At 60.9% G+C, this 20,017-nt stretch carries 19 protein-coding genes; 12 read left to right on the top strand and 7 right to left on the bottom strand.

The genetic code is table 11. The features are described 5' to 3' along the window. The 6 genes from ACW9HW_RS06110 to ACW9HW_RS06085 are packed head-to-tail and all read right to left on the bottom strand — an operon-like array spanning position 1 to position 5,812. Complete coding sequence (locus ACW9HW_RS06110; protein ID WP_095195325.1) at positions 1–945, bottom strand: electron transfer flavoprotein subunit alpha/FixB family protein; 945 nt, start codon at positions 943–945, stop codon at positions 1–3. Beyond that, positions 945–1,694, bottom strand: coding sequence for an electron transfer flavoprotein subunit beta/FixA family protein (locus tag ACW9HW_RS06105; protein ID WP_457398931.1), 750 nt, complete (start codon positions 1,692–1,694; stop codon positions 945–947). The genes ACW9HW_RS06110 and ACW9HW_RS06105 overlap by 1 nt, the downstream gene beginning before the upstream one ends. 30 nt (positions 1,695–1,724) lie before the next feature. Further along, on the bottom strand, positions 1,725–2,867 hold the full coding sequence (locus tag ACW9HW_RS06100) for an acyl-CoA dehydrogenase family protein (protein WP_457398929.1): 1,143 nt from the start codon (positions 2,865–2,867) through the stop codon (positions 1,725–1,727). Positions 2,868–2,878: 11 nt separating this feature from the next. Continuing rightward, entirely contained in the window at positions 2,879–4,075 is a 1,197-nt protein-coding gene (locus ACW9HW_RS06095) for an acyl-CoA dehydrogenase family protein (protein WP_457398927.1), read from the bottom strand. A 48-nt stretch (positions 4,076–4,123) separates the two neighbouring features. After that, positions 4,124–4,984 (bottom strand): enoyl-CoA hydratase-related protein, encoded by an 861-nt coding sequence (locus ACW9HW_RS06090; protein WP_457398926.1) that lies wholly within the window; start codon positions 4,982–4,984, stop codon positions 4,124–4,126. A 51-nt stretch (positions 4,985–5,035) separates the two neighbouring features. Next, a complete protein-coding gene (locus ACW9HW_RS06085; protein WP_095195320.1) occupies positions 5,036–5,812 on the bottom strand; it encodes an enoyl-CoA hydratase in 777 nt (258 codons plus the stop codon). Positions 5,813–6,029: 217 nt separating this feature from the next. On the opposite strand from ACW9HW_RS06085, the gene ACW9HW_RS06080 reads away from it, so the two are divergent. The 6 genes from ACW9HW_RS06080 to ACW9HW_RS06055 all read left to right on the top strand — a co-directional run bounded on the left by ACW9HW_RS06080 (position 6,030) and on the right by ACW9HW_RS06055 (position 12,449). Continuing rightward, on the top strand, positions 6,030–7,646 hold the full coding sequence (locus ACW9HW_RS06080; protein ID WP_457398924.1) for an AMP-binding protein: 1,617 nt from the start codon (positions 6,030–6,032) through the stop codon (positions 7,644–7,646). A 48-nt stretch (positions 7,647–7,694) separates the two neighbouring features. Beyond that, a complete protein-coding gene (locus ACW9HW_RS06075) occupies positions 7,695–8,462 on the top strand; it encodes an SDR family NAD(P)-dependent oxidoreductase (protein WP_457398922.1) in 768 nt (255 codons plus the stop codon). Between the two features lie 31 nt (positions 8,463–8,493). Next, positions 8,494–9,276, top strand: a complete 783-nt coding sequence (locus ACW9HW_RS06070) for an enoyl-CoA hydratase-related protein (protein WP_457398921.1) — start codon at positions 8,494–8,496, stop codon at positions 9,274–9,276. 59 nt (positions 9,277–9,335) lie between these two features. Then, complete coding sequence (gene aliB / locus ACW9HW_RS06065; RefSeq protein ID WP_457398919.1) at positions 9,336–10,475, top strand: cyclohexanecarboxyl-CoA dehydrogenase; 1,140 nt, start codon at positions 9,336–9,338, stop codon at positions 10,473–10,475. Positions 10,476–10,548: 73 nt separating this feature from the next. Then, complete coding sequence (locus ACW9HW_RS06060; protein ID WP_095195317.1) at positions 10,549–11,028, top strand: MarR family winged helix-turn-helix transcriptional regulator; 480 nt, start codon at positions 10,549–10,551, stop codon at positions 11,026–11,028. A gap of 119 nt (positions 11,029–11,147) precedes the next feature. Continuing rightward, on the top strand, positions 11,148–12,449 hold the full coding sequence (locus ACW9HW_RS06055) for an OprD family porin (RefSeq protein ID WP_095195316.1): 1,302 nt from the start codon (positions 11,148–11,150) through the stop codon (positions 12,447–12,449). A gap of 103 nt (positions 12,450–12,552) precedes the next feature. Here ACW9HW_RS06055 and ACW9HW_RS06050 read toward each other — a convergent pair whose 3' ends face one another. Continuing rightward, on the bottom strand, positions 12,553–12,783 hold the full coding sequence (locus ACW9HW_RS06050; RefSeq protein WP_095195315.1) for a hypothetical protein: 231 nt from the start codon (positions 12,781–12,783) through the stop codon (positions 12,553–12,555). 379 nt (positions 12,784–13,162) lie between these two features. Between ACW9HW_RS06050 and ACW9HW_RS06045 the strand changes: the two genes are divergently transcribed. The 6 genes from ACW9HW_RS06045 to ACW9HW_RS06020 all read left to right on the top strand — a co-directional run bounded on the left by ACW9HW_RS06045 (position 13,163) and on the right by ACW9HW_RS06020 (position 19,999). Then, entirely contained in the window at positions 13,163–14,128 is a 966-nt protein-coding gene (locus ACW9HW_RS06045) for an amino acid ABC transporter permease (RefSeq protein WP_095195314.1), read from the top strand. A 15-nt stretch (positions 14,129–14,143) separates the two neighbouring features. Continuing rightward, the gene (locus tag ACW9HW_RS06040) at positions 14,144–14,914 is read left to right on the top strand and encodes an amino acid ABC transporter ATP-binding protein (protein ID WP_095195313.1); all 771 of its coding nucleotides are present in this window, start codon (positions 14,144–14,146) and stop codon (positions 14,912–14,914) included. A 76-nt stretch (positions 14,915–14,990) separates the two neighbouring features. Next, a complete protein-coding gene (locus ACW9HW_RS06035) occupies positions 14,991–15,830 on the top strand; it encodes a transporter substrate-binding domain-containing protein (RefSeq protein WP_457398916.1) in 840 nt (279 codons plus the stop codon). Positions 15,831–15,919: 89 nt separating this feature from the next. Further along, positions 15,920–17,227: an NAD(P)/FAD-dependent oxidoreductase gene (locus ACW9HW_RS06030; RefSeq protein WP_457398915.1), complete on the top strand. Its 1,308-nt coding sequence runs from the start codon at positions 15,920–15,922 to the stop codon at positions 17,225–17,227. Positions 17,228–17,254: 27 nt separating this feature from the next. Continuing rightward, positions 17,255–17,725 (top strand): Lrp/AsnC family transcriptional regulator, encoded by a 471-nt coding sequence (locus tag ACW9HW_RS06025; protein ID WP_095195310.1) that lies wholly within the window; start codon positions 17,255–17,257, stop codon positions 17,723–17,725. A 147-nt stretch (positions 17,726–17,872) separates the two neighbouring features. Continuing rightward, positions 17,873–19,999, top strand: coding sequence for a TonB-dependent receptor family protein (locus tag ACW9HW_RS06020; protein WP_457398913.1), 2,127 nt, complete (start codon positions 17,873–17,875; stop codon positions 19,997–19,999). Positions 20,000–20,017: the final 18 nt, after the last annotated feature.

Raw genomic sequence — 20,017 nt, 5'->3', positions numbered from 1 at the left:
TCAGATCGCCCGTTCCAGTTCCGGCACAGCGTCGAATAGATCCGCCACCAGGCCGTAATCGGCCACCTGGAAGATCGGCGCCTCTTCGTCCTTGTTGATCGCCACGATCACTTTGGAATCCTTCATGCCGGCCAGATGCTGGATGGCACCGGAGATGCCCACCGCGATGTACAACTGCGGCGCAACGATCTTGCCGGTCTGGCCGACCTGCATGTCGTTCGGTACAAAGCCTGCATCGACCGCCGCACGCGACGCCCCCACGCCCGCGCCGAGCTTGTCGGCCAATGCATAGAGGTGTTTGAAGTTGTCGCCGTTCTGCATGCCCCGGCCACCCGACACGACGATCTTCGCGGCCGTCAGCTCCGGGCGATCGGACCTGGCCAGTTCTTCACTGACAAAAACCGACTGACCGCTGTCGGTGACCAGGGTCAGCGTTTCGATGGCAGCGCTGTTCCCTGCGGCCGCAGCGGCATCGAACCCGGTGCCCCGTACAGTGATCACCTTCACGCCGGCGCACGACTGCACCGTCGCGACGGCGTTGCCCGCATAGATCGGGCGCTTGAAGGTATCGGCGCTTTCGACCGCGATGATCTCCGAGATCTGATCGACATCCAGTTGTGCGGCAACCCGCGGCAGGGTGTTCTTACCGTTACTGGTCGCGGCAGCGAGGATATGGCTGTAGCGGTCAGCCCCTGCTTCCCGGACAAGCGCGACGATCAGAGGCGCGAGGTTTTCCGGCAGTTGGTGAGCATAAGCGGCGTTGTCGGCCAGCAGCACTTTCGTCACCCCGGCGACCTTCGCTGCCGCTTCAGCCACGGCGCTCGCGCCCTGCCCTGCAACCAGCACATGAATGTCGCCACCGATCTGCTGCGCAGCGGTCACGGTATTGAGGGTGGCAGCCGCCAGTGCGGTATTGGTGTGTTCAGCGATAACCAGGATAGCCATTAGATTACCTTCGCCTCGTTCTTCAGTTTCTCGACCAGTTCGGCCACCGACTTGACCTTGATCCCGGCGCTGCGTGCGGCCGGTGCTTCGACTTTCAGGGTCTGCACGGTGCCCGCGCAACTGACACCCAGGGCGCTCGGTGTGAGCACCTCCAGCGGCTTCTTCTTGGCCTTCATGATGTTGGGTAGCGACGCGTAGCGCGGCTCGTTCAGTCGCAGGTCGGTGGTGACGATGGCCGGCAGTTTCAGCGCGACGGTCTGTGCGCCGCCGTCGATTTCGCGGGTCACGGTCACGCAGTCGCCGCTGATGGCGACTTTTGAAGCGAAGGTTCCCTGACCGTAGCCGCTCAATGCCGCGAGCATTTGGCCGGTCTGGTTGTTGTCGCTGTCGATGGACTGCTTGCCGAGGATCACCAACTGAGGCTGTTCCTTGTCGACAACCGCTTTCAACAGTTTGGCCACCGCCAGGGACCCCAGGTCTTCATCGGCCTCGACCAGAATGGCACGGTCGGCACCCAGCGCCAGCGCGGTGCGCAGTTGTTCCTGCGCCGCACTGCTGCCGATGCTGACGACCACCACCTCGGCGGCAATCCCCTGTTCTTTCAAACGCACCGCTTCTTCCACGGCAATTTCGCAGAAGGGATTCATCGCCATCTTGACGTTGGCCAGGTCGACGCCTGAGTGGTCCGCCTTGACACGAACCTTGACGTTGAAATCAACCACACGCTTTACCGCAACCAGTACTTTCATAATGTGTTCCCGTGTTAATGCAGTGATCGATCAGGCGCTGTGCAGCAATTGGGCGTAGGCCTGCAAATGGTGGTCGTCATCGCCCAATTGATGACCCAACATCACCAGGCGCTTGGCGTGATGAGCCAGGCTGTATTCCCAAGTCATGCCAATACCGCCGTGTAACTGGATCGCTTGCTCGGCGATCAGGCGTGCGGCGCGGACCACCACGAATTTGGCGGCGGCCAGTTGCCGGCTACGTTCGTCGCTGTCGGACTGATCGGCCACACAGGCGGCAAGGATGGCCATCGAGGTAGCCAACTCCAGTTCGCCGCGCATGTCGGCCATGCGGTGCTGCAGCACCTGGAACTTGCCGATGGGTGCACCGAACTGCTTGCGTGTCTTGAGGTAGTCGAGGGTCAGGCGAAAGGCTTCCTGCATGCCGGCGACGGCCTCGGCACACTGTCCGGCAATGGCACGACCCTGCTGATATCGCAAGGCCGGCAAAGCCTCGCCGACACTGCCGAGCAAAGCCCCGCGGGTCACAAAAACATTGTCGAGGATCAGGTCGCTGGCACGCGGGCCATCGATGCAGGGGTAATCGCGACGCTGCAAACCGTCCGTTTGCGATTCGACCAGGAACAGGCTGATGCCTTGTTCGCTCCGAGCCTCACCGCCAGTGCGCGCCGACACCAGGATCACCCCTGCGCTGGCAGCACCGACCACGGCGATCTTGCGCCCGGACAGGCACCAGCCGCCCTCGACCGGGCGCGCCTGAGTCTGCACATCGTGCAACTGGTAGTGGCTTTGCAGCTCTTCCAGCGCCACGGCCAGTTGCAGCGAGCCCTCGGCCACTTGCGGCAACAGGTCTGCCCGCTGGCCGGCATCACCCAGTTGCTGCAGCAGGCCCGCCGCGTGAATCTGCGACTGCAAGAACGGCTCCAGACACAGGTTGCGACCGAGCTCGGTCATGATCAGCATGTTGTCCACGCCGCTGCCACCGAAACCGCCATGTTCCTCGGCAATCGGCACCGAACACAGGCCCAGTTCAGCCATCTGTTTCCAGAACGCCGGGCTCATGCCGGTTTCGCTGCGGTAGTAGCCTTCGCGTGCTTCGAAGCTGTAGTTATCGCGGGCCAGTCGGGCCACGGTGTCTTGCAGCATCTGCTGCTCGGAGCTGAGTGTGAAGTCCATTGCGTACCTCCTTAAAGCTCAAGAATCATCTTGGCGATGATGTTCTTTTGAATTTCATTGGAGCCGCCGTAGATAGACAGCTTGCGCAGGTTGAAATACTGGCTGGCGGGGGCAGCGCTGTAGTCACTGTGCAGCGCCGTGCCGGTGAAGTCGTCGTGCAGTTGCGCTTCAACGAAAGGTAACGCCTTGGCGCCCAGCGCCTTGCGCAGCAAGTGGCTGATGGCCTGGCGAATTTCCGAGCCCTTGATCTTCAGGATCGAGCTTTCGGCACCGGGAACACCGCCGGCCTGGGCGGCGGCGAGGATGCGCAAGGTGCTCATTTCGATGGCCAGCAACTGAATCTCCACCTCGGCAACCTGCAAGCGGAACTGCGGGTCCTCCAGCAATGGCTGACCGTTGCGCAGTTCCTGCCGGGCAACCTCTTTGAGGTACGCCAGCGCAGCCTTGGACTGACCGATGCCGGCCTGCCCGGTACGTTCGTGGGTCAGCAGGTATTTGGCACAGGTCCAGCCCTGATTCTCCTCGCCCACCAGGTTCTCCACCGGCACGCGGACGTTGTCGAAGAACACTTCGTTGACCTCATGCTCGCCTTCGAGCGTGATGATCGGGCGCACGCTGATGCCGGGGGTGGTCATGTCGATCAGCAGGAAGGAAATACCCCGCTGCTGCTGGGCTTCGCTGTCCGTGCGCACCAGGCAGAAAATCATGTTGGCGTGCTGGCCCAGAGTGGTCCAGGTCTTCTGGCCGTTGACCACATAGTGGTCGCCTTCGCGCACGGCGCGGGTCTTGAGGCTGGCCAGATCCGAGCCTGCACCCGGTTCGGAATAGCCTTGGCACCACCAGTCTTCGCCCGAGAGAATTCGCGGCAAGTAATGCGCCTGCTGTGCCGGGCTGCCGAATTTCATGATCACCGGGGCAACCATGTTGACGCCGAAGGAAATCAGGCGCGGCGCTCCGAAGGCGGCGCACTCCTCTTCGAATAGGTGTTTTTGCACCACGCTCCAACCGGTGCCACCAAAGGCCACCGGCCAATTGGCCGCGTACCAGCCGCGCCGGGCGAGGATGCGCTGCCAGCACTGGTGGTCGTCCTTGCCCAGACGCTTGCCCAGGCGAACCTTGCTGGCGATGTCCGCAGGCAGCGCGTCGCGAAGAAAGGCTCGCACCTCAGCGCGGAACTCAACCTCGGCAGGTGTGTAGTGGATGTCCATGCAAAGTCCTCTATCGATGGTCAGGCCAACCCCAGGCTGGCCGCGGGTTCAGCCTTGGCGGTTCTTGGCCGCCTGGCGCCGGGCAAGGAAGTCTTCGATCAGCACCGCACGCTGGGGCGATGCCATGCATTCGAGAAACAGTGCGCGCTCGCGCTGCAAGCCTTCAATCAATGGCATTTGGGTCGCTGCTTCGACGGCGGCAAGGCAGCGCGGCGCCGAGAATGAATCCGGATGGGTTCGGGTGATTGCGCTGCGCCGGGCCGCGATCGACGCGCTGGCCTCGGCAGGTGTCGTGGGCATCTCAATCTGGCCGACGCGCCGTACAGAGGCCTGCTCGGCCAACAGTTGCCGCGCATGCCGCAAGCCCGCGACCAGAGGCTCATCGTCGAACAGTGCGTCTACAAGGCCGAGCCCCAGCGCCTGGCTTGCCTCGATCGGCTCCCCAGTGATGATCATTTCCAACGCGGTTGCCACGCCCACCAACCGCGGCAAGCGCTGGGTGCCGCCGCCACCGGGCAACAGGCCCAGACGGGTTTCCGGCAAGCCGAGCCGGCTGGCTCTGTGGGCAATGCGGTAGTGACAACCCAGCGCGACTTCCAGCCCGCCACCCAGCACCGAACCGTGCAACACGGCCAGCGAAGGCTTGTTGCCGTTTTCGATGGCCAGGGTCAGTGCTTGCAGGATCGGCGCCTGGGCAGGCTGGCCGAACTCGCGAATATCGGCGCCGGCGATAAAGGTCTTGCCCGTGCAATAGAGCATGATCATTTCGACCTGCCCGTCCTGTTCGGCCGCTCTAAAGGCTTCCAGCAACCCGGCGCGTACGGCGTGGCCAAGGGCATTGACCGGAGGGTTGTCGACCCGGATCAAGGCTACACGGGCCTCGCGGGTCATTTGTACGGCTGAAGTCATCGGGCAGTTCCTCTTCTTGTTGTCAGGCGGCTTGCCAAAGGATCGTGCTGCTCAGCGGTGGGTCCACACCGGCTGACGCTTCTGGGCAAAGGCCTGCATGCCCTCCTTCTGGTCCTGACTGGCGAAACTGGCGTGCATCAAGCGCCGCTCGAACTGCACACCCTCGGCCAGCGTGGTTTCAAAGGCACGGTTGACCGCTTCTTTATTGAGCTTTACCGCGATGGCCGGGTGAGCGGCGATTTGCGCGGCCACGGCCAGAGCTTCATCCAGCAGGCTGGCCAGGGGCACCACGCGACTGATCAACCCCAGACGCTCGGCTTCATCGACGTCCATGAAGCGTCCGGTCAGGCACAGATCCATGGCCTTGGCCTTGCCAATGGCGCGGGTCAGGCGCTGGGTACCGCCGGCGCCGGGCAAGGTACCGACCTTGACTTCGGGCTGACCGAACCGGGCGTTGTCGGCGGCTATGACCATGTCGCACATCATCGCCAGCTCGCAGCCACCGCCCAGCGCCAGGCCGGCGACTGCGGCGATCACAGGTTTGCGGCAGCGGGTGACGGTTTCCCAGTTGGCTGTGACGAAATCCTCCAGGTACACATCGGCGAAGCCCTTGAACTGCAATTCGCTGAGGTCGGCACCCGCCGCGAAGGCCTTGTCGTTGCCGGTAATGACGACGGCGCGAATCTGCTCATCAGCCTCGAACGCCAGCAGCGCCTGGCCCAGCTCAGTCATCAAGGCGTCGTTGAGGGCGTTATAGACAGCCGGGCGATTCAGGCGGATCAGGCCGACGGCTGCACGCTGCTCGACAAGGATGTTCAGGAAAGCCATGTCATCTACCTCTTGTTCTGCGGGAATGGCTTCGAATATATCCACAGAAAAATATAAAGACAACATGTTGACATATTAATTTTGAAAGCCTTATCTTCAACTCATCGAAAGGGCAATACCAGATCGTAAGAGAACAACAACTCCAACCCTTAAGAGTCGATAACCAACAATGAACACCTGGACAGCCACACCGGCAGATCATCATCCAGAAACGCCCATGACCAGCAACAGTAGTGACATGATCATTACAGATTACTGGGATGCGCAGCTCGCCCGGGGCGCAGACTGTCGCGCCCTGACGAGCTACCAGGGCGGCGAGGACAACCCTGTCTCGTTTACCTACGGCGAACTGGATGCCGTGGTGACCCGTATGGGTGCCGGCCTGGCCGCTCTGGGCGTGGAAAAAGGCAGTGTGGTGTCCTGCCAGTTGCCCAACGGCTGGCAGATGACTGCCCTGTTCCTGGCCTGCGCCCGTATTGGTGCCGTGTTCAACCCGCTGATGCCGATCTTCCGCGAACGCGAGCTGCGCTTCATGCTCGGCCACGCTCGCAGTCATCTGCTGGTGGTGCCACAACACTTCCGCGGTTTCGATTACGCCAGCATGGCCGAGGCCCTGCGCGCCGATCTACCTGACCTGCGTCAGGTTCTGGTCATCGGCGGCGACGGCGACAACAGCTTTGAACGGCAACTGCTGGAGCGGGCATGGGAAAACAATGGCGATACCCGGGCGCTGTTCGCCGAGCGTCGCGCCCAGGCCGACGACGTTGTCCAACTGCTATTCACCTCCGGCACCACCGGTGAACCCAAGGGCGTGCTGCACACGAGCAAAACCCTGCTGAGCAATGTCATCCCCTATGCCGAGCGCCTGGGGCTCGGCCACCAGGACATTGTCTTCATGGCCTCGCCCATGGCCCATCAGACCGGGTTCCTCTACGGCATGCTGATGCCCATCTACCTGGGTGCAGCCGCGGTGCTGCAAGACGTGTGGGATGCGCGCACCGCCATCAGGATCGCCACCGCCGAGCGCCCCACTTTCACGATGGCCTCGACACCGTTTCTCGCCGATTTGATCGAGCTCGCCCCGCTGCACGGCGATGCGCTGTCGAGCCTGCGTATTTTTGTCTCGGCCGGCGCGCCCATCCCGGAAAGCCTGGTGGAAAAGGCCGGCAAGAGCATAAACGCGAAAATCATCTCGGCCTGGGGCATGACCGAAACCGGCGCCTCGACGATGACCCGTCCGCAGGACGATCCCGAGCGGTCCATCTACAGCGACGGCCTGGCCCTGCCCCTGATGGAAGTGCAGGTGGTCGACGATGCCGGCATTGAAGTCCGGGCCGGCAGCGAAGGCCATCTTCAGGTCCGTGGCGCCAGCCTGTTCGTGGGTTACCTCAAGCGTCCCGATCTCTACAGCGTCGATGCCCAGGGCTGGTTCGCCACCGGCGATCTGGCCCGCATGGATGCCCAGGGCTATATCCGCATCACCGGGCGAACCAAGGATGTGGTGATTCGCGGTGGGGAAAACATCCCGGTGGTCGAGGTGGAAAACCTGCTCTACAAGCACCCGGCCATTTCGGCGGTGGCCCTGGTTGGTTGCCCGGATGAGCGTCTGGGCGAGCGGGTCTGCGCCTACGTCACGTTGCATGACGGCTTTACAGAATTGCGGCTCGAAGACGCGGTGGCCTTCCTGCTCGAACACAACCTGTCGCGCAACTACTTGCCCGAATACCTGGAAGTGCTGCCCGCCCTGCCCCGCACGCCCTCCGGAAAGATCCAGAAATTCAAGCTGCACGAGCGGGCCGCGAGCATTCGCATTGACCCGGCCAAGCGCCGCTGATTCACACACTCGATACACGCCATTCAAATTGACTTGGAGATTGCCCCTATGAAAGGCCTTAGTGGAAAAACCGTGATCATTACCGGTGGCGGCGGCGGCATCGGTCGTGCCGTGTGCCAGCGCTTCGCTGCCGAGGGAAGCCTGGTTGCCGTGCTCGATCGCGACAGCAGCGCTGCACAAACCACCGTCGACCTGATCCGCGAAGCCGGTGGCAAGGCAGTCGCCTACGCCGCCGACATCGCCGACTACGCCGCGATTACCGAAACCGTGGCCGCCATCGAAAAAGACCTGGGGGTGCCAACGGTACTGGTCAACAACGCCGGTTTCGACCGTTTCATGCCGTTCCTCAAGACCGAGCCCAAGCTGTGGGAACAGTTGATTTCGATCAACCTGACCGGCGCCCTGAACATGCACCACGTGGTGCTGCCGAAAATGCTCGAGGCCGGTGGCGGCAAAGTCATCAACGTGGCGTCCGATGCCGCCCGCGTGGGCTCGTCGGGCGAGGCCGTCTACGCAGCCTGCAAGGCCGGCCTGGTGGGCTTGAGCAAAACCCTGGCGCGAGAGCTGGCAACCAAGAACATCAACGTCAATGTGGTCTGCCCAGGTCCGACCGACACCGCGCTGCTCAAGAGCGTGGCCGAAACCTCCAGCAACCCGGAAAAGCTCCTGGAAGCCTTCAAGAATGCCGTGCCGATGCGTCGCCTCGGTCAGCCGCAAGACTACCCGGGAATCATCGCCCTGCTCGCCAGCGACGATGCCAACTTCATTACCGGTCAAGTGATCAGCGTGTCCGGCGGCCTGACGATGGCTGGCTAAGCCAGGCGACATTCACATGGGAGAGCATGCAATGAACTACGAAGACATCCTGTACCAGGAACTCAACGGCGTCGCGACCATCACTATCAACCGCCCCGAACGCTACAACGCGTTCCGCGGCCAGACCTGCATGGAACTGCTCGACGCTTTCAACCGCGCCGGCTGGAACAAGGAAATCGGCGTCATCGTCTTCACCGGCGCTGGCGACAAGGCGTTCTGCACCGGTGGCGACCAGGGCGCTCATGAAGGCCAATACGACGGTCGCGGCCTGATCGGCCTGCCGGTCGAAGAACTGCAGAACCTGATCCGCGAAGTGCCAAAGCCCGTGATCGCCCGGGTCAACGGTTTCGCCATCGGTGGCGGGCATGTGCTGCACGTGGTCTGCGATCTGAGCATCGCCTCCGACAAAGCGGTGTTCGGCCAGGTCGGCCCAAAGGTCGGCTCGGTCGATCCGGGCTACGGCACCGCTTACCTGTCGCGCTTGATCGGCGAAAAACGCGCCCGCGAGATCTGGTACCTGTGCCGCAAATACAGCGCGCAGCAGGCACTGGACTGGGGCCTGGTCAACGCCGTGGTGCCTCACGAGCAGCTCGATGAAGAAGTACAGAAGTGGTGCGAGGAAATTCTCGAGAAGAGTCCGACCGCGCTGTCCATCGCCAAGCGTTCGTTCAATGCCGACAGCGCCAACATCGGCGGTATCGGCGGCCTCGGCATGCAGGCCCTGAGCCTGTACTACGACACCGACGAATCAAAGGAGGGCGTCGCCGCGTTCAAGGAAAAGCGCAAGCCCCAGTTCCGCAAATTCTACAAATGATCCCTGCGCCGGCAGCCATCCTGCTGCCGGCACAGCACCCCAATGGCCTGGAGAGCATCATGAATTTCGCCTTCACAGAACAACAAAATGCCATCCGCGAAAGCGTTGCACGATTCAGCGCCGACGTCCTCGCCCCCGGTTACCGCCAACGGGATCGCGACGGCCGCATCGAGCGCGACGTGATTGCCCAGATGGGCGAAATGGGTCTGCTGGGCGGTGAGCTGCCGGAAGCGTTCGGCGGCAGCGGCCTGGACTGTGTCACCGCCGGCCTGATCATCGAAGAGCTGGCTCGTGGCGACTTCAACGTGGCGTACATCCCGCTGCTGACTTCGCTCAATGGCCAGATCATCGCGCAATACGCCGAATCCTCCCTGGCCCGGGAATGGCTGGGCGAAATGACCGCCGGGCGCAAGGTCGCCTGCATCGCCCTGACCGAACCCAGCGGCGGATCGGATGCCGCGAGCCTGCGCCTGAAGGCCGAGCTCAAGGGCGACGTGTATGTGCTCAACGGCGAGAAAACGTCCATTTCCATGGCCGACCAGGCCGACGTCGCCGTGGTCTTCGCCCGCACCGGCACGCTGGAGCAACGCGCCAGCGGCATCAGCGCCTTCCTGGTGCCCATGAACCTGCCGGGCATCAGCACCACCCGCTTCGACGATGCCGGCGAGCGCGCCATTGGCCGCGGTTCGATTTTCTTCGACAACGTCCAGGTGCCGGTCAGCCATCGCCTGGGGGATGAAAACAAGGGCTTCAAACAGGTCATGCAAGGCTTCGACTACAGCCGTGCCCTGATCGGCCTGCAGTGCCTGGCCCTGGCCCAGCAGTCGCTGGATGAAACCTGGCAATGGCTGACCGAGCGCAAAGCCTTCGGCCAGGCCTTGTCTTCCTTCCAGGGTTTGACCCACCCACTGGCAGAATTGCAGACCTACGTGCATGCTGCGCGCCTGCAGTGCTATTACGCCTTGTGGCTCAAGGATAATAAGCTGCCGCACAATGCCGAGGCGGCCATGAACAAATGGTGGGGCCCGAAACTGGCGTTCGATGTGGTCAAGCAGTGTCTGCTGGCCCATGGACACACCGGTTACGGCGAGGACCTGCCGTTCGCCCAGCGCCTGCGCGATGTACTTGGCCTGCAAATCGGTGACGGCACCGCGCAGATCATGAAAAATATCATCGCGCGCGAGTTTGTCCCGAACTGATGCCCTGCCTGCTCCGCCAGGCCGGGCGCTCATACCGCCGCGCTCGCCCTTACGGAGCCGACAAGGAACATTAATGAACAATAGCGATACCCGATCCGTACCCAACACGCTGTTTTTCCGGTTGTTCCAGACCGGCAACGTGCTGCAAAGGCAAGTCCAGAAAGAGATGGGCATCAGCACGGTGCAATGGGCCGTGCTTGGCGCACTGTCACGTGAACGTTATCAAGGTGGTATCTCGTTCTTTGAACTGACCGAGTACCTGTTCGTCAGTCGCCAGAGCCTGGACGGCGTGCTCAAACGCATGGAACGCGACAACCATGTGCTGCGCGTGCCGCACCCGGATGACGGACGTGCCCGCCTGGTGCAATTGACCGATACCGGCAGGGCTTTCTGGGACTCGTTGCAGGAGCGGATCCAGACGTTTTACCAGCAGGCGTTGAAAGGCTTCAGTTTCGACGACAGCGTCAGCCTGCTGCATTACCTCAACAAGCTGCAAGGCGACATGGCAGCCATATCGCTCGGCGACGAGCAGCAAGACGACGAGGCGCAATAGGCTGATCCCGACCTTCCTGCCCTCGCCGACGTTTCATTGTTCATAAAACCCTAAACAGCCCCCTTCCCGGGGCTGGCTGAACAACAAAAACAACTCACAGCAGGCAGGAACATCTCATTATGCGTACAGCCAATCCCGTCACCGGGCATCTGGCCGGGCCGACTCGTGCCCGGTATTCCCTCAAAGCCCCTTGTCTGTCTGCGTTATTGCTCACGACACAGGCCCATGCAGACCTGGTCAGCGACAGTCACCTGAGCCTGGAAACACGAAATTTCTACATGAATCGCGACTACCGCGACGCCGGCCTGGTCGACGGCCCGCGCCACGATGGCAAACCCCAGAGCAAAGCCGAAGACTGGGCACAAGGCTTCATTTTGCGCGGTAACTCGGGATTCACCGAAGGTACGATGGGCGTTGGCCTGGATGTGCTAGGGCTGGTTGGCGTCAAGCTCGATTCTGGCGGCGGCACCAGCGGTACAGGCGTCCTGCAGCGCAACCAGCGGACCGGTGAGCCAGTGGACGAGTACAGCTTCCTGGCGCCGACCGCCAAGCTCAAAGTCGCCAAGACCGTCGTCACCCTCGGCAACCACGAACCGGTGATGCCGGTGCTGTTTCGCAACGACACGCGCCTGCTGCCGCAGACCTATCAAGGGGGTCAGGTGGTCTCCACCGACATCCAGAGCCTGAGCCTTACCGCAGGCCAGTTTCGCCAGGCCCACCAGCGCGACTCGTCCGACTACGAAGACATGCGCATGGCAGCCGACGGCTCCACTGGCGGCGTACCCACGGACCGTTTCAACTACGCTGGCGCGACCTACGCCCTGCAGCCCAACCTCAGCGCCACGTTCTACCGCGCCGAGCTGAAGGACAACTACAGCCAGAATGCCGCCAGTCTTTTGTACAAATCGGCCCTGACCGAAAGCATCAACCTGAAGGCTGACGTGCGCTATTTCGGCAGCGATGACGAGGGCCGGACCAACGTCGACAACCGCTACCTGGGTGGCATGCTGACGTTGAGCAGCCGTGGTCACTCACTGGGCCTTGGTTATCAAAACCAGAATGGCGACACCGGGCTTCCCTATCTGTTGGTCGCCGATCCCTGGGCCTTGAACAACGGCACCTACCAACCCTTCGTCCGGGCCAGGGAAGATTCCTGGCAACTGCGTTACGACTATGACTTTGCCCCCTTGGGCATGCCCGGACTGACACTCATGACGCGCTACATGCGAGGCGATGATTTCACGATTCGTGGCGTTGCCGCCAAAGAGTGGGAGCGCAACACCGACATTGCCTACGTGATCCAGAGCGGGCCTTTGCGAAACCTGAGCCTGCGCTGGCGCAACGTCACCTATCGCGGCAGCGAAACGACGGATGTCGATGAAAATCGCCTGATCGTCGCCTACACATTCAAGTTCTGGTAACCCTAAGTTTCCGTCAATCATCCCTGAAGTGGATTCAGACGCAGTGGCATCACCACAACCCAGGTCGGTATTTACCCGGGTTGTGTCACGGCTACGTCCAGGGTCAGTCGTCCCTGTCGTCACGATCACGATAACGACGGTGATCGCGATCATAGTCGCGACGATCGTATCGACGGTCATAACCCCGATCATCGTCATCTCTCTGGTCATATCCGCGGCGATGATCATGATCGTGGTATCGGCCGTGCCTTTCTCCGTCATCCCAGTGATGGCCACAGCCTCCCAGCAAGAGAGTGCTTGAAATGGCCAGGATCATCATGACTGCGCGATTCATTTGAGTGTCCTAAAGGTCGGGGGTATGAAACGGTGTGGCTGCTCGAAAATGTCATTCGGACAGCGTTTAACCGTGGGTATGACCATTTAGTAACTCAATGATTCCTTTGGGAAATAAAGAGAAGCGGGCAATCAAGCCGACAAGAACTGCGCCCTTGAGTGTTCGATAAAGTCCATGGCCCTACTCTCAAGCGTTTGGGCTACATCTGAAAAGTCCTCATGGCCAGAGTGCTCAGAGCACGAGCAGATGTATGGGTCTTACCCACCGATATGCGCGTACAAACTGACATATCCAACATTTTGCAGGGTCCCGCCCGGCATTTCGCAGACACATAATGGACTTACAACAACAAAGGGGCACACCCTGAGGAACGTAAGCCATGTACAAAGACCATATCGTCAAGGCGCGCATGACTGACAGCGTCCTGTTCATGGGGGTGGTCGCTACTGTCATTTTCGTCATCACACTTGCCTGCGGTGTGGGTGAAAGCCGTCTTTCCAATCTGATGGGGCCAATCGTTCTTGACCTGAAAGCGCCACTGGCGCGTGACATCGCGGTCGGGGGCACATTCACCATCACCGTTGTTCTGAATCTGTTCATCCTTGGCCGGTTTCCCTTGCGGGCGCAGATCATTACGGTGTGGTGCGAATTGCTGGTGCTGTTCCTTCTATTCTTCGACACCTTCAATCTTTCCTACAGTTTCATCGCGACCAAAGTCGGCTTCATGATTACCCAAGGGGTTTTCACCACCGTCTACGTGTCCGCGATTTCCATTGCCATCGCCTTTGTCCTGGCACTGTTGGGAGCGACCGCCCGTTTATCTTCCAACGGTTTCGCCATTGCCATCGCCAGCTTCTACACCTCATTTTTCCGCGGCGTTCCGCTGCTCATCCAGATCTATCTCATTTACCTGGGCATCCCTCAACTCGGCTACGTGGTCGGTGCAGTTCCGGCAGGAATACTGGCGCTCTCGCTCTGCTATGGCGCCTACATGACGGAGATCTTCCGCGCGGGGATCAGCAGTATCTCGCGGGGGCAATGGGAAGCATCCCGGGCGATCGGTCTTAATCCCTTTCAAACGATGACTCGGGTCATTCTCCCGCAGTCCATGCGCCTGATCATTCCGCCGACGGGCAACCAATTCATCTCGATGCTCAAGGACAGCTCGCTGGTTTCGGTAATCGGAGTCTGGGAGCTGATGTTCCTGGCACGAACCCAAGGACGCGCCGAATTCCGGCACCTGGAAATGCTCATCACCGCAGCCGTGCTGTATTGGCTGTTGTCGATCGTGCTGGAAACCGTTCAGTCCCGTCTGGAAAAGCACTTCAATCGTGCCCACCGCTGAATCAGGAGCATTACGATGAACCCGTCGTCAACTTCAGCAGCCCCTGCCCCGTACCCCGCCATTTCGATTCATGAGATGCACAAATGGTATGGCGAATTTCATGTGCTCAAAGGCATCGACCTGCACATTACCAGCGGTGAGATCGTAGTCGTCTGCGGTCCGTCGGGTTCCGGCAAGTCGACGTTGATTCGTTGCCTGAACCTGCTGGAAGACTTCCAGAAAGGCCAAGTGTTCATCGACGGCATCGAGTTGACTCGCAATGCCGCCTGCGTGGCCAGCATCCGCCGTCAGGTTGGCATGGTCTTCCAGCAGTTCAACCTGTTCCCGCACATGACAGTGCTGGAGAACCTCATGCTGGGGCCGCGCCTGGTGAGCAAGCTCGGGGAGTCAGAGGCTCGCGCTCTGGCCTGTGAATACCTCGACCGCGTACGGATCGGCAACCAGGCGGATAAATACCCCGGCCAACTCTCCGGCGGCCAGCAGCAGCGCGTGGCGATCGCCCGCGCCCTGTGCATGCGACCACGCATCATGCTGTTCGACGAACCCACCTCGGCGCTTGACCCCGAAATGGTCAAGGAGGTGCTGGACGTGATGGGTGAGCTGGCCCAGGACGGTATCACGATGGTGTGCGTCACCCACGAGATGGGGTTCGCCCGACGGGTCGCCGACCGAATCATCTTCATGGATCAGGGATGCATCATCGAGCAGGCCAAACCCAATGAATTTTTCGAGAACCCGCAGCACGAACGCGCCCGGGAATTTCTGTCACAGATTCTCAGCCACTGAGAAGCATCGCCGTACCTTCTGAAGTCATCGACAAAAACAACAAAAAACTGCACACAAGATACCTGGAGGCTTACTCATGATCTCGATCACTCGCTTGTTCACCGCAGCCGCTGTCACCACCGCCGTCACGCTCGGCACAGGCGCCGCCTGGGCGGGTTCGACCCTCGACCGCATCCATGAAACCAAGGTGATCAAAGTGGCCACCGCCGCTAACTGGCCACCGCAATCGTTCCTGGGTCCGGACAACAAGCTGCAAGGTTTCGATATCGATGTGGCGACCGAAATCGGCCGACGCCTGGGTAGCAAGGTCGACTTCGTGACCCCCGAATACGGGATCATCACTGCAGGACGCTGGTCCAATCGCTGGGACCTGTCGGTCGGTTCGATGACGCCAACCACCGAGCGCGCCCGCGTCCTCGACTTCCCCGCCATCTACTACTACACGCCCTATGTATTCGCCGTGCACAAGGATGCAGCGGGGACCAAGGCAGCGGATCTGAACGAAAAGATCATCGGCGTCGAAGCAGGCACGACGTCGGAGGACTACATCAATCGTCGCCTCAAGATCGACGCGGCCGATGTGCCAGCGTTCACCTACGACGTCACGCCGGGCGAGGTGAAGACGTACGGCGACAGCATGGGTCCTCTGGATGATCTGCGCATGGGTAACGGGGTCCGACTGAACGCCACCTTGTCCGCACTGCCAACCGTCGTCGCGGCCGTCAAGAATGGTTATCCCATCGTCCGGGTGGAGGGCAAACCCGCTTACTACGAACCGCTGGCTATCGCCGTGGATAAAGGCGACGAAGCGTTCAATAGCGCGCTGACCAAAACCGTTGCAGAGATGAAAGCCGACGGCACGCTCAAGCAACTGTCCGAGAAGTGGTACGGCGCTGATCTGACCGCCATTCAATAATCCCGGCGCACTACATCCATTGCAGGGCAGGCGCCCGTTCCCGACGCGGCGCGCTGCCTGTCTGCGCCCGAAAAAGGACCACGGACTTCATGTACACCTATAACAACAATTACTACACCGCCACGATGCACGACACGACTGAGCGCGCGCCGCTGTCAGGCAACGCTCAGGCCGATGTCTGCATCATCGGTGCAGGCCTGGCGGGGCTGAGCACAGCCTGGGAACTGTTATCGCGAGGTCGGTCCGTGGTGCTGCTCGACGCCGGCCGTGTTGCGTGGGGAGCATCCGGCCGTAACGGCGGCTTTGTCCTCCAGGGCTGGTCCGAAGGCTTGTCTTCCATCGAGCGACGCTGCGGAAAACCGACAGCCGCCGCGCTATTCAAACTGTCGCTCGAAGGCGTCGACACCGTTCGCGACATGATCGCCCGTCATCAGTTGCCAGGTTGCGCACCAACGCCTGGAAAATTGAGCGTGGTCCGCTACGAGGATGGCGATAATCTCAAGCGCCTGCGCGACAGGATGGCGACGGATTTCGACTTCCACCTCGACTACCTGGATCGCAACGCCGTGCGTGAAAAGCTCAAGACCGACAGGTACTTCCAGGCGCTGCGCGATAATCATGGATTTCACTTCCACCCGCTGAACTATTGCCTGGGCCTGGCCCGGCTCATCGAGTGCAGCGGCGGAAAGATCCATGAACAGTCACCCATGGTCCGGGTTGAGAGCCGCAATGGACGACATCGCGTCATTACCGACCGGGGCACTGTCGATTGCGCGAATGTGGTGTATTGCTGCGGCGGTTATGGCGGCCCTGAGTTCGGAAAATTACGGCGCGCCTTCCTGCCGATCGCAACCTACGCGGTATTGACCGAACATTTGGGCAAGCGTCTGGCCGATGCGGTAGGCACCACCGATGCCGTGGGCGACAATCGCCGTGCCTCGGACTATTACCGAATCGTCGACGGTGATCGCCTGCTCTGGGGCGGCCGTATCACCACCAGGAACCTGCAGGATGAAAAACGCCTGGGGCAGTTGCTGACCGGCGACATCCTCGACGTATACCCGCAATTGCGGGGCATCAAGATCGATAAAGCCTGGTCCGGGCTGATGGGCTATGCGCGGCACAAAATGCCTCACATCGGTCCGCTCGGAAAGGGGCTATGGGCGTGTACATCATTTGGTGGCCATGGTATGAACACCGCCCCGATCGGCGCACGCGTCATTGCAGAAGCCATTTGCGGCGAGACTGATCGCTACCGTCTGTTCGATGCCTACGGTCTGGAATGGAATGGCGGCCCCCTCGGCCCGGCTGCGGCGCAAACGGTATACGCCGGTCTGAAGATGATGGATATGTTTCAAGAAACGCGTTCACAACGCAGGGCGACTCAAAAAAACTGAAATCCCAGCGAGGTCAAGGAAGTGTTCATGCAAGCGCAGAATCCCGGTCCGTTGTTTAACCTGACTGACAAGGACAGGCAATTGCTTGGCCTGCTGCAGGACAACGCACGCGAACCCACAGCTTCATTGGCACGCAAGCTCGAAGTCTCACGGTCTTCGGTGCAAGAGCGGATCGCCCGACTGGAAAAGGCTGGCGTCATCACCGGGTATAGCGTGCGTATCGACCAGAACAGACTCCAGCAGACCATCAATTGTTTCACCATGACCTCCTGCACTAACAAGAGTTATACCGATGTCATGACCTCTCTTCGCAAGATGGATGCTGTGCAGGCTGTGTATGCAGTCTCGGGTGAATCGGATTTCATCATTCATCTCGCCACGCCGACCCTGAGCGAACTCAACGCTGAACTCACCCGGATCAACATGATCAAGGGGGTGGCGCACACCGCTTCCCATATTGTGATGGAAACCAAATTCAGCCGGAAACTGACGGTGTAAACCCGCCCCTGACACCGTCAAACCACATCACCGGCCAGGCGATACTCCTTTACCTGGCCAAAAAAACAAAATCCCCATGTGTTTCCTTCGTTCCTCCTTACGTCGCAGTTCTTCACTGCCCGTTCCTGTACGTCTGGAGTTCTCTCAATGCCTTCGCCCAATTCCTTGCCCGCTGCTTTGCTGGGCCTGGCCCTTGTCTGTCCGGCCATGGCCGAGGCCCAGGGCCTGGAGCTTGGACAAGTACTGATCGGGGCTGAAGACGGCAGTGGCGAAGACGCGTCGGTCGAGGACGCCAAGGCCCGGCTGGCCCAGGTGCCCGGCGGCACCAATGTGGTGGACATGCGCCGTACCCTGCAGGGTCGGGTGGCCGGTAACCAGGATGTGCTGGCTTATCAGCCCGGGGTTTATGCCCAGTCTGCAGGCAACGAAGGGGTGAAGATTTCGATCCGTGGATCGGGGATCAACCGTGCACCGGGCGCCCACGCTTCGGGGCTGTATACGATGCTTGATGGCTTGCCACTCACCGGCCCTGGCGGCACACCCTATGAATTGCTGGAACCATTGTGGCTCGACCATGTGGAAGTGCTGCGCGGCGCCAACGGTTTCGACCGTGGCGCGCTGGCCTTGGGCGGGGCCATCGATTACGTCAGTCACACCGGCTACGACGCACCCAAGTTGCAAGTGCGCTACACGATGGGCAGCCATGGTTATCAGCAGCGCCAGGTCAGCTCCGGGCAGGTGCTGGGCGACTTCGACTACTACGTGGCCATGACCGATGCGCGTTCCGATGGCTACCAGGACCACACGGCCAGCGAGAGTCAGGGTGTCATTGCCAATTTCGGTTATCGCTTCAACCCGAACCTGGAAACACGCTTCTACCTGCGCCACCGCCAGACCGACAACGACCTCGCCGGCCGGGTGACCAAGCACTCCATCGAGCATGACCCTCGGGCAGCCAACCCCGCCTATGTGGCGCGCGATGACAGCCGTGACCAACCGGGCAGTACCTTTATCGGCAACAAGACAACGTTCTATCTCGATGACGATTCGAGCATCCAGACCGGCCTTGTCTACCACGATTATCCGATGGACTTGCGCGAGGGTCCCAACCGACTGAAAGTGGCATACACCGATGTCAGCGGCACCTTCGACTACAAGCGCCGCGACACCCTCTGGGGCCTGGAAAGCCAAAGCACCCTGGGTTTGCGCGTGACCAGGCACCTGCCCAATGCCGGCGCCAGCGAACGGGTACGAATCCCCAGCGGCAACACAGCCGGCTACGCGCCGGGCACGCCCATGCGCAATTTCACCTACCAGGGTTCAGACACGGTCCTGCATGCGGGCAATGACCTGGAGATCGCCGAGGACCTGTGGCTGACCACCGGCCTGGCCGCCATTTACACCCGCCGTGAAAGCGCTGTGACTTACCCCGAGGGCGGTGGCAAGACCAGCCTCAACGACTGGGACTACGTGCCACGCCTTGGCCTGCGTTATCAGGTGACGCCGGGTCTGCAGCTGTTCGGCAATCTCAGTCGTTCGGTCGAAGGGCCGCACCCGTGGTCGCTGATCTACAGCGCCAACCAGCGGTTCCCGGCCGGCAGCGGCCCTGCCACCGGTACGCAGCGTGATCCGATCGAACTGCAAAACCAGACAGCAACCACACTGGAACTGGGTGGACGCGGCGATAGCGTGGTGGGCCAGTGGAGCCTTTCCTGGTACTACGCCCAAGTGCGCCACGAACTGCTTTCGGTACTGCCGGATGCCAACGCCACCACCCCCTACGAACTCAACGCCAGCCCCACCGTGCACCAGGGCGTGGAAGCCGGCCTGCAGAGCAACCTGTGGTCGCGGGACGATGGCGGCCAATTGAGCCTGCGCCAGAGCTATACCTTCAGTGACTTCCACTACCGCGACGACGACCGCTTCGGCGACAACCGCCTGCCGGGCCTGCCGATGCACTACTACCAGGGCGAACTGCGCTACGACTGGCCCCAGGGCTTTTTCGCCGCGCTCAACACGCAGTTAGTGTCCAAGGTGGCGGTGGATTACGCCAACAGCTATTACGCCGATCCTTACGCGCTGTTCGGTGCAACCCTGGGCTACAACGCGCCCAAGGGCGACTGGCAGACGTGGCTGGACATGCGCAACCTGACGAACAAGCACTACGCCGCCACCGTCACGCCGGGCTACGACGACAAAGGGCTGGATGCGGCACGCTCCACGCCGGGCGAGGGTCTTGGGGTGTATGTCGGGGTGTCGTGGAGCCTGCTCTGAGGGCTTGTACAGCCTCAA

Source organism: Pseudomonas sp. SDO5532_S415 (assembly GCF_054071155.1).
The sequence above is the reverse complement of the archived record's forward strand: the minus strand, read 5'-3'. Positions and strand labels throughout refer to the sequence as shown.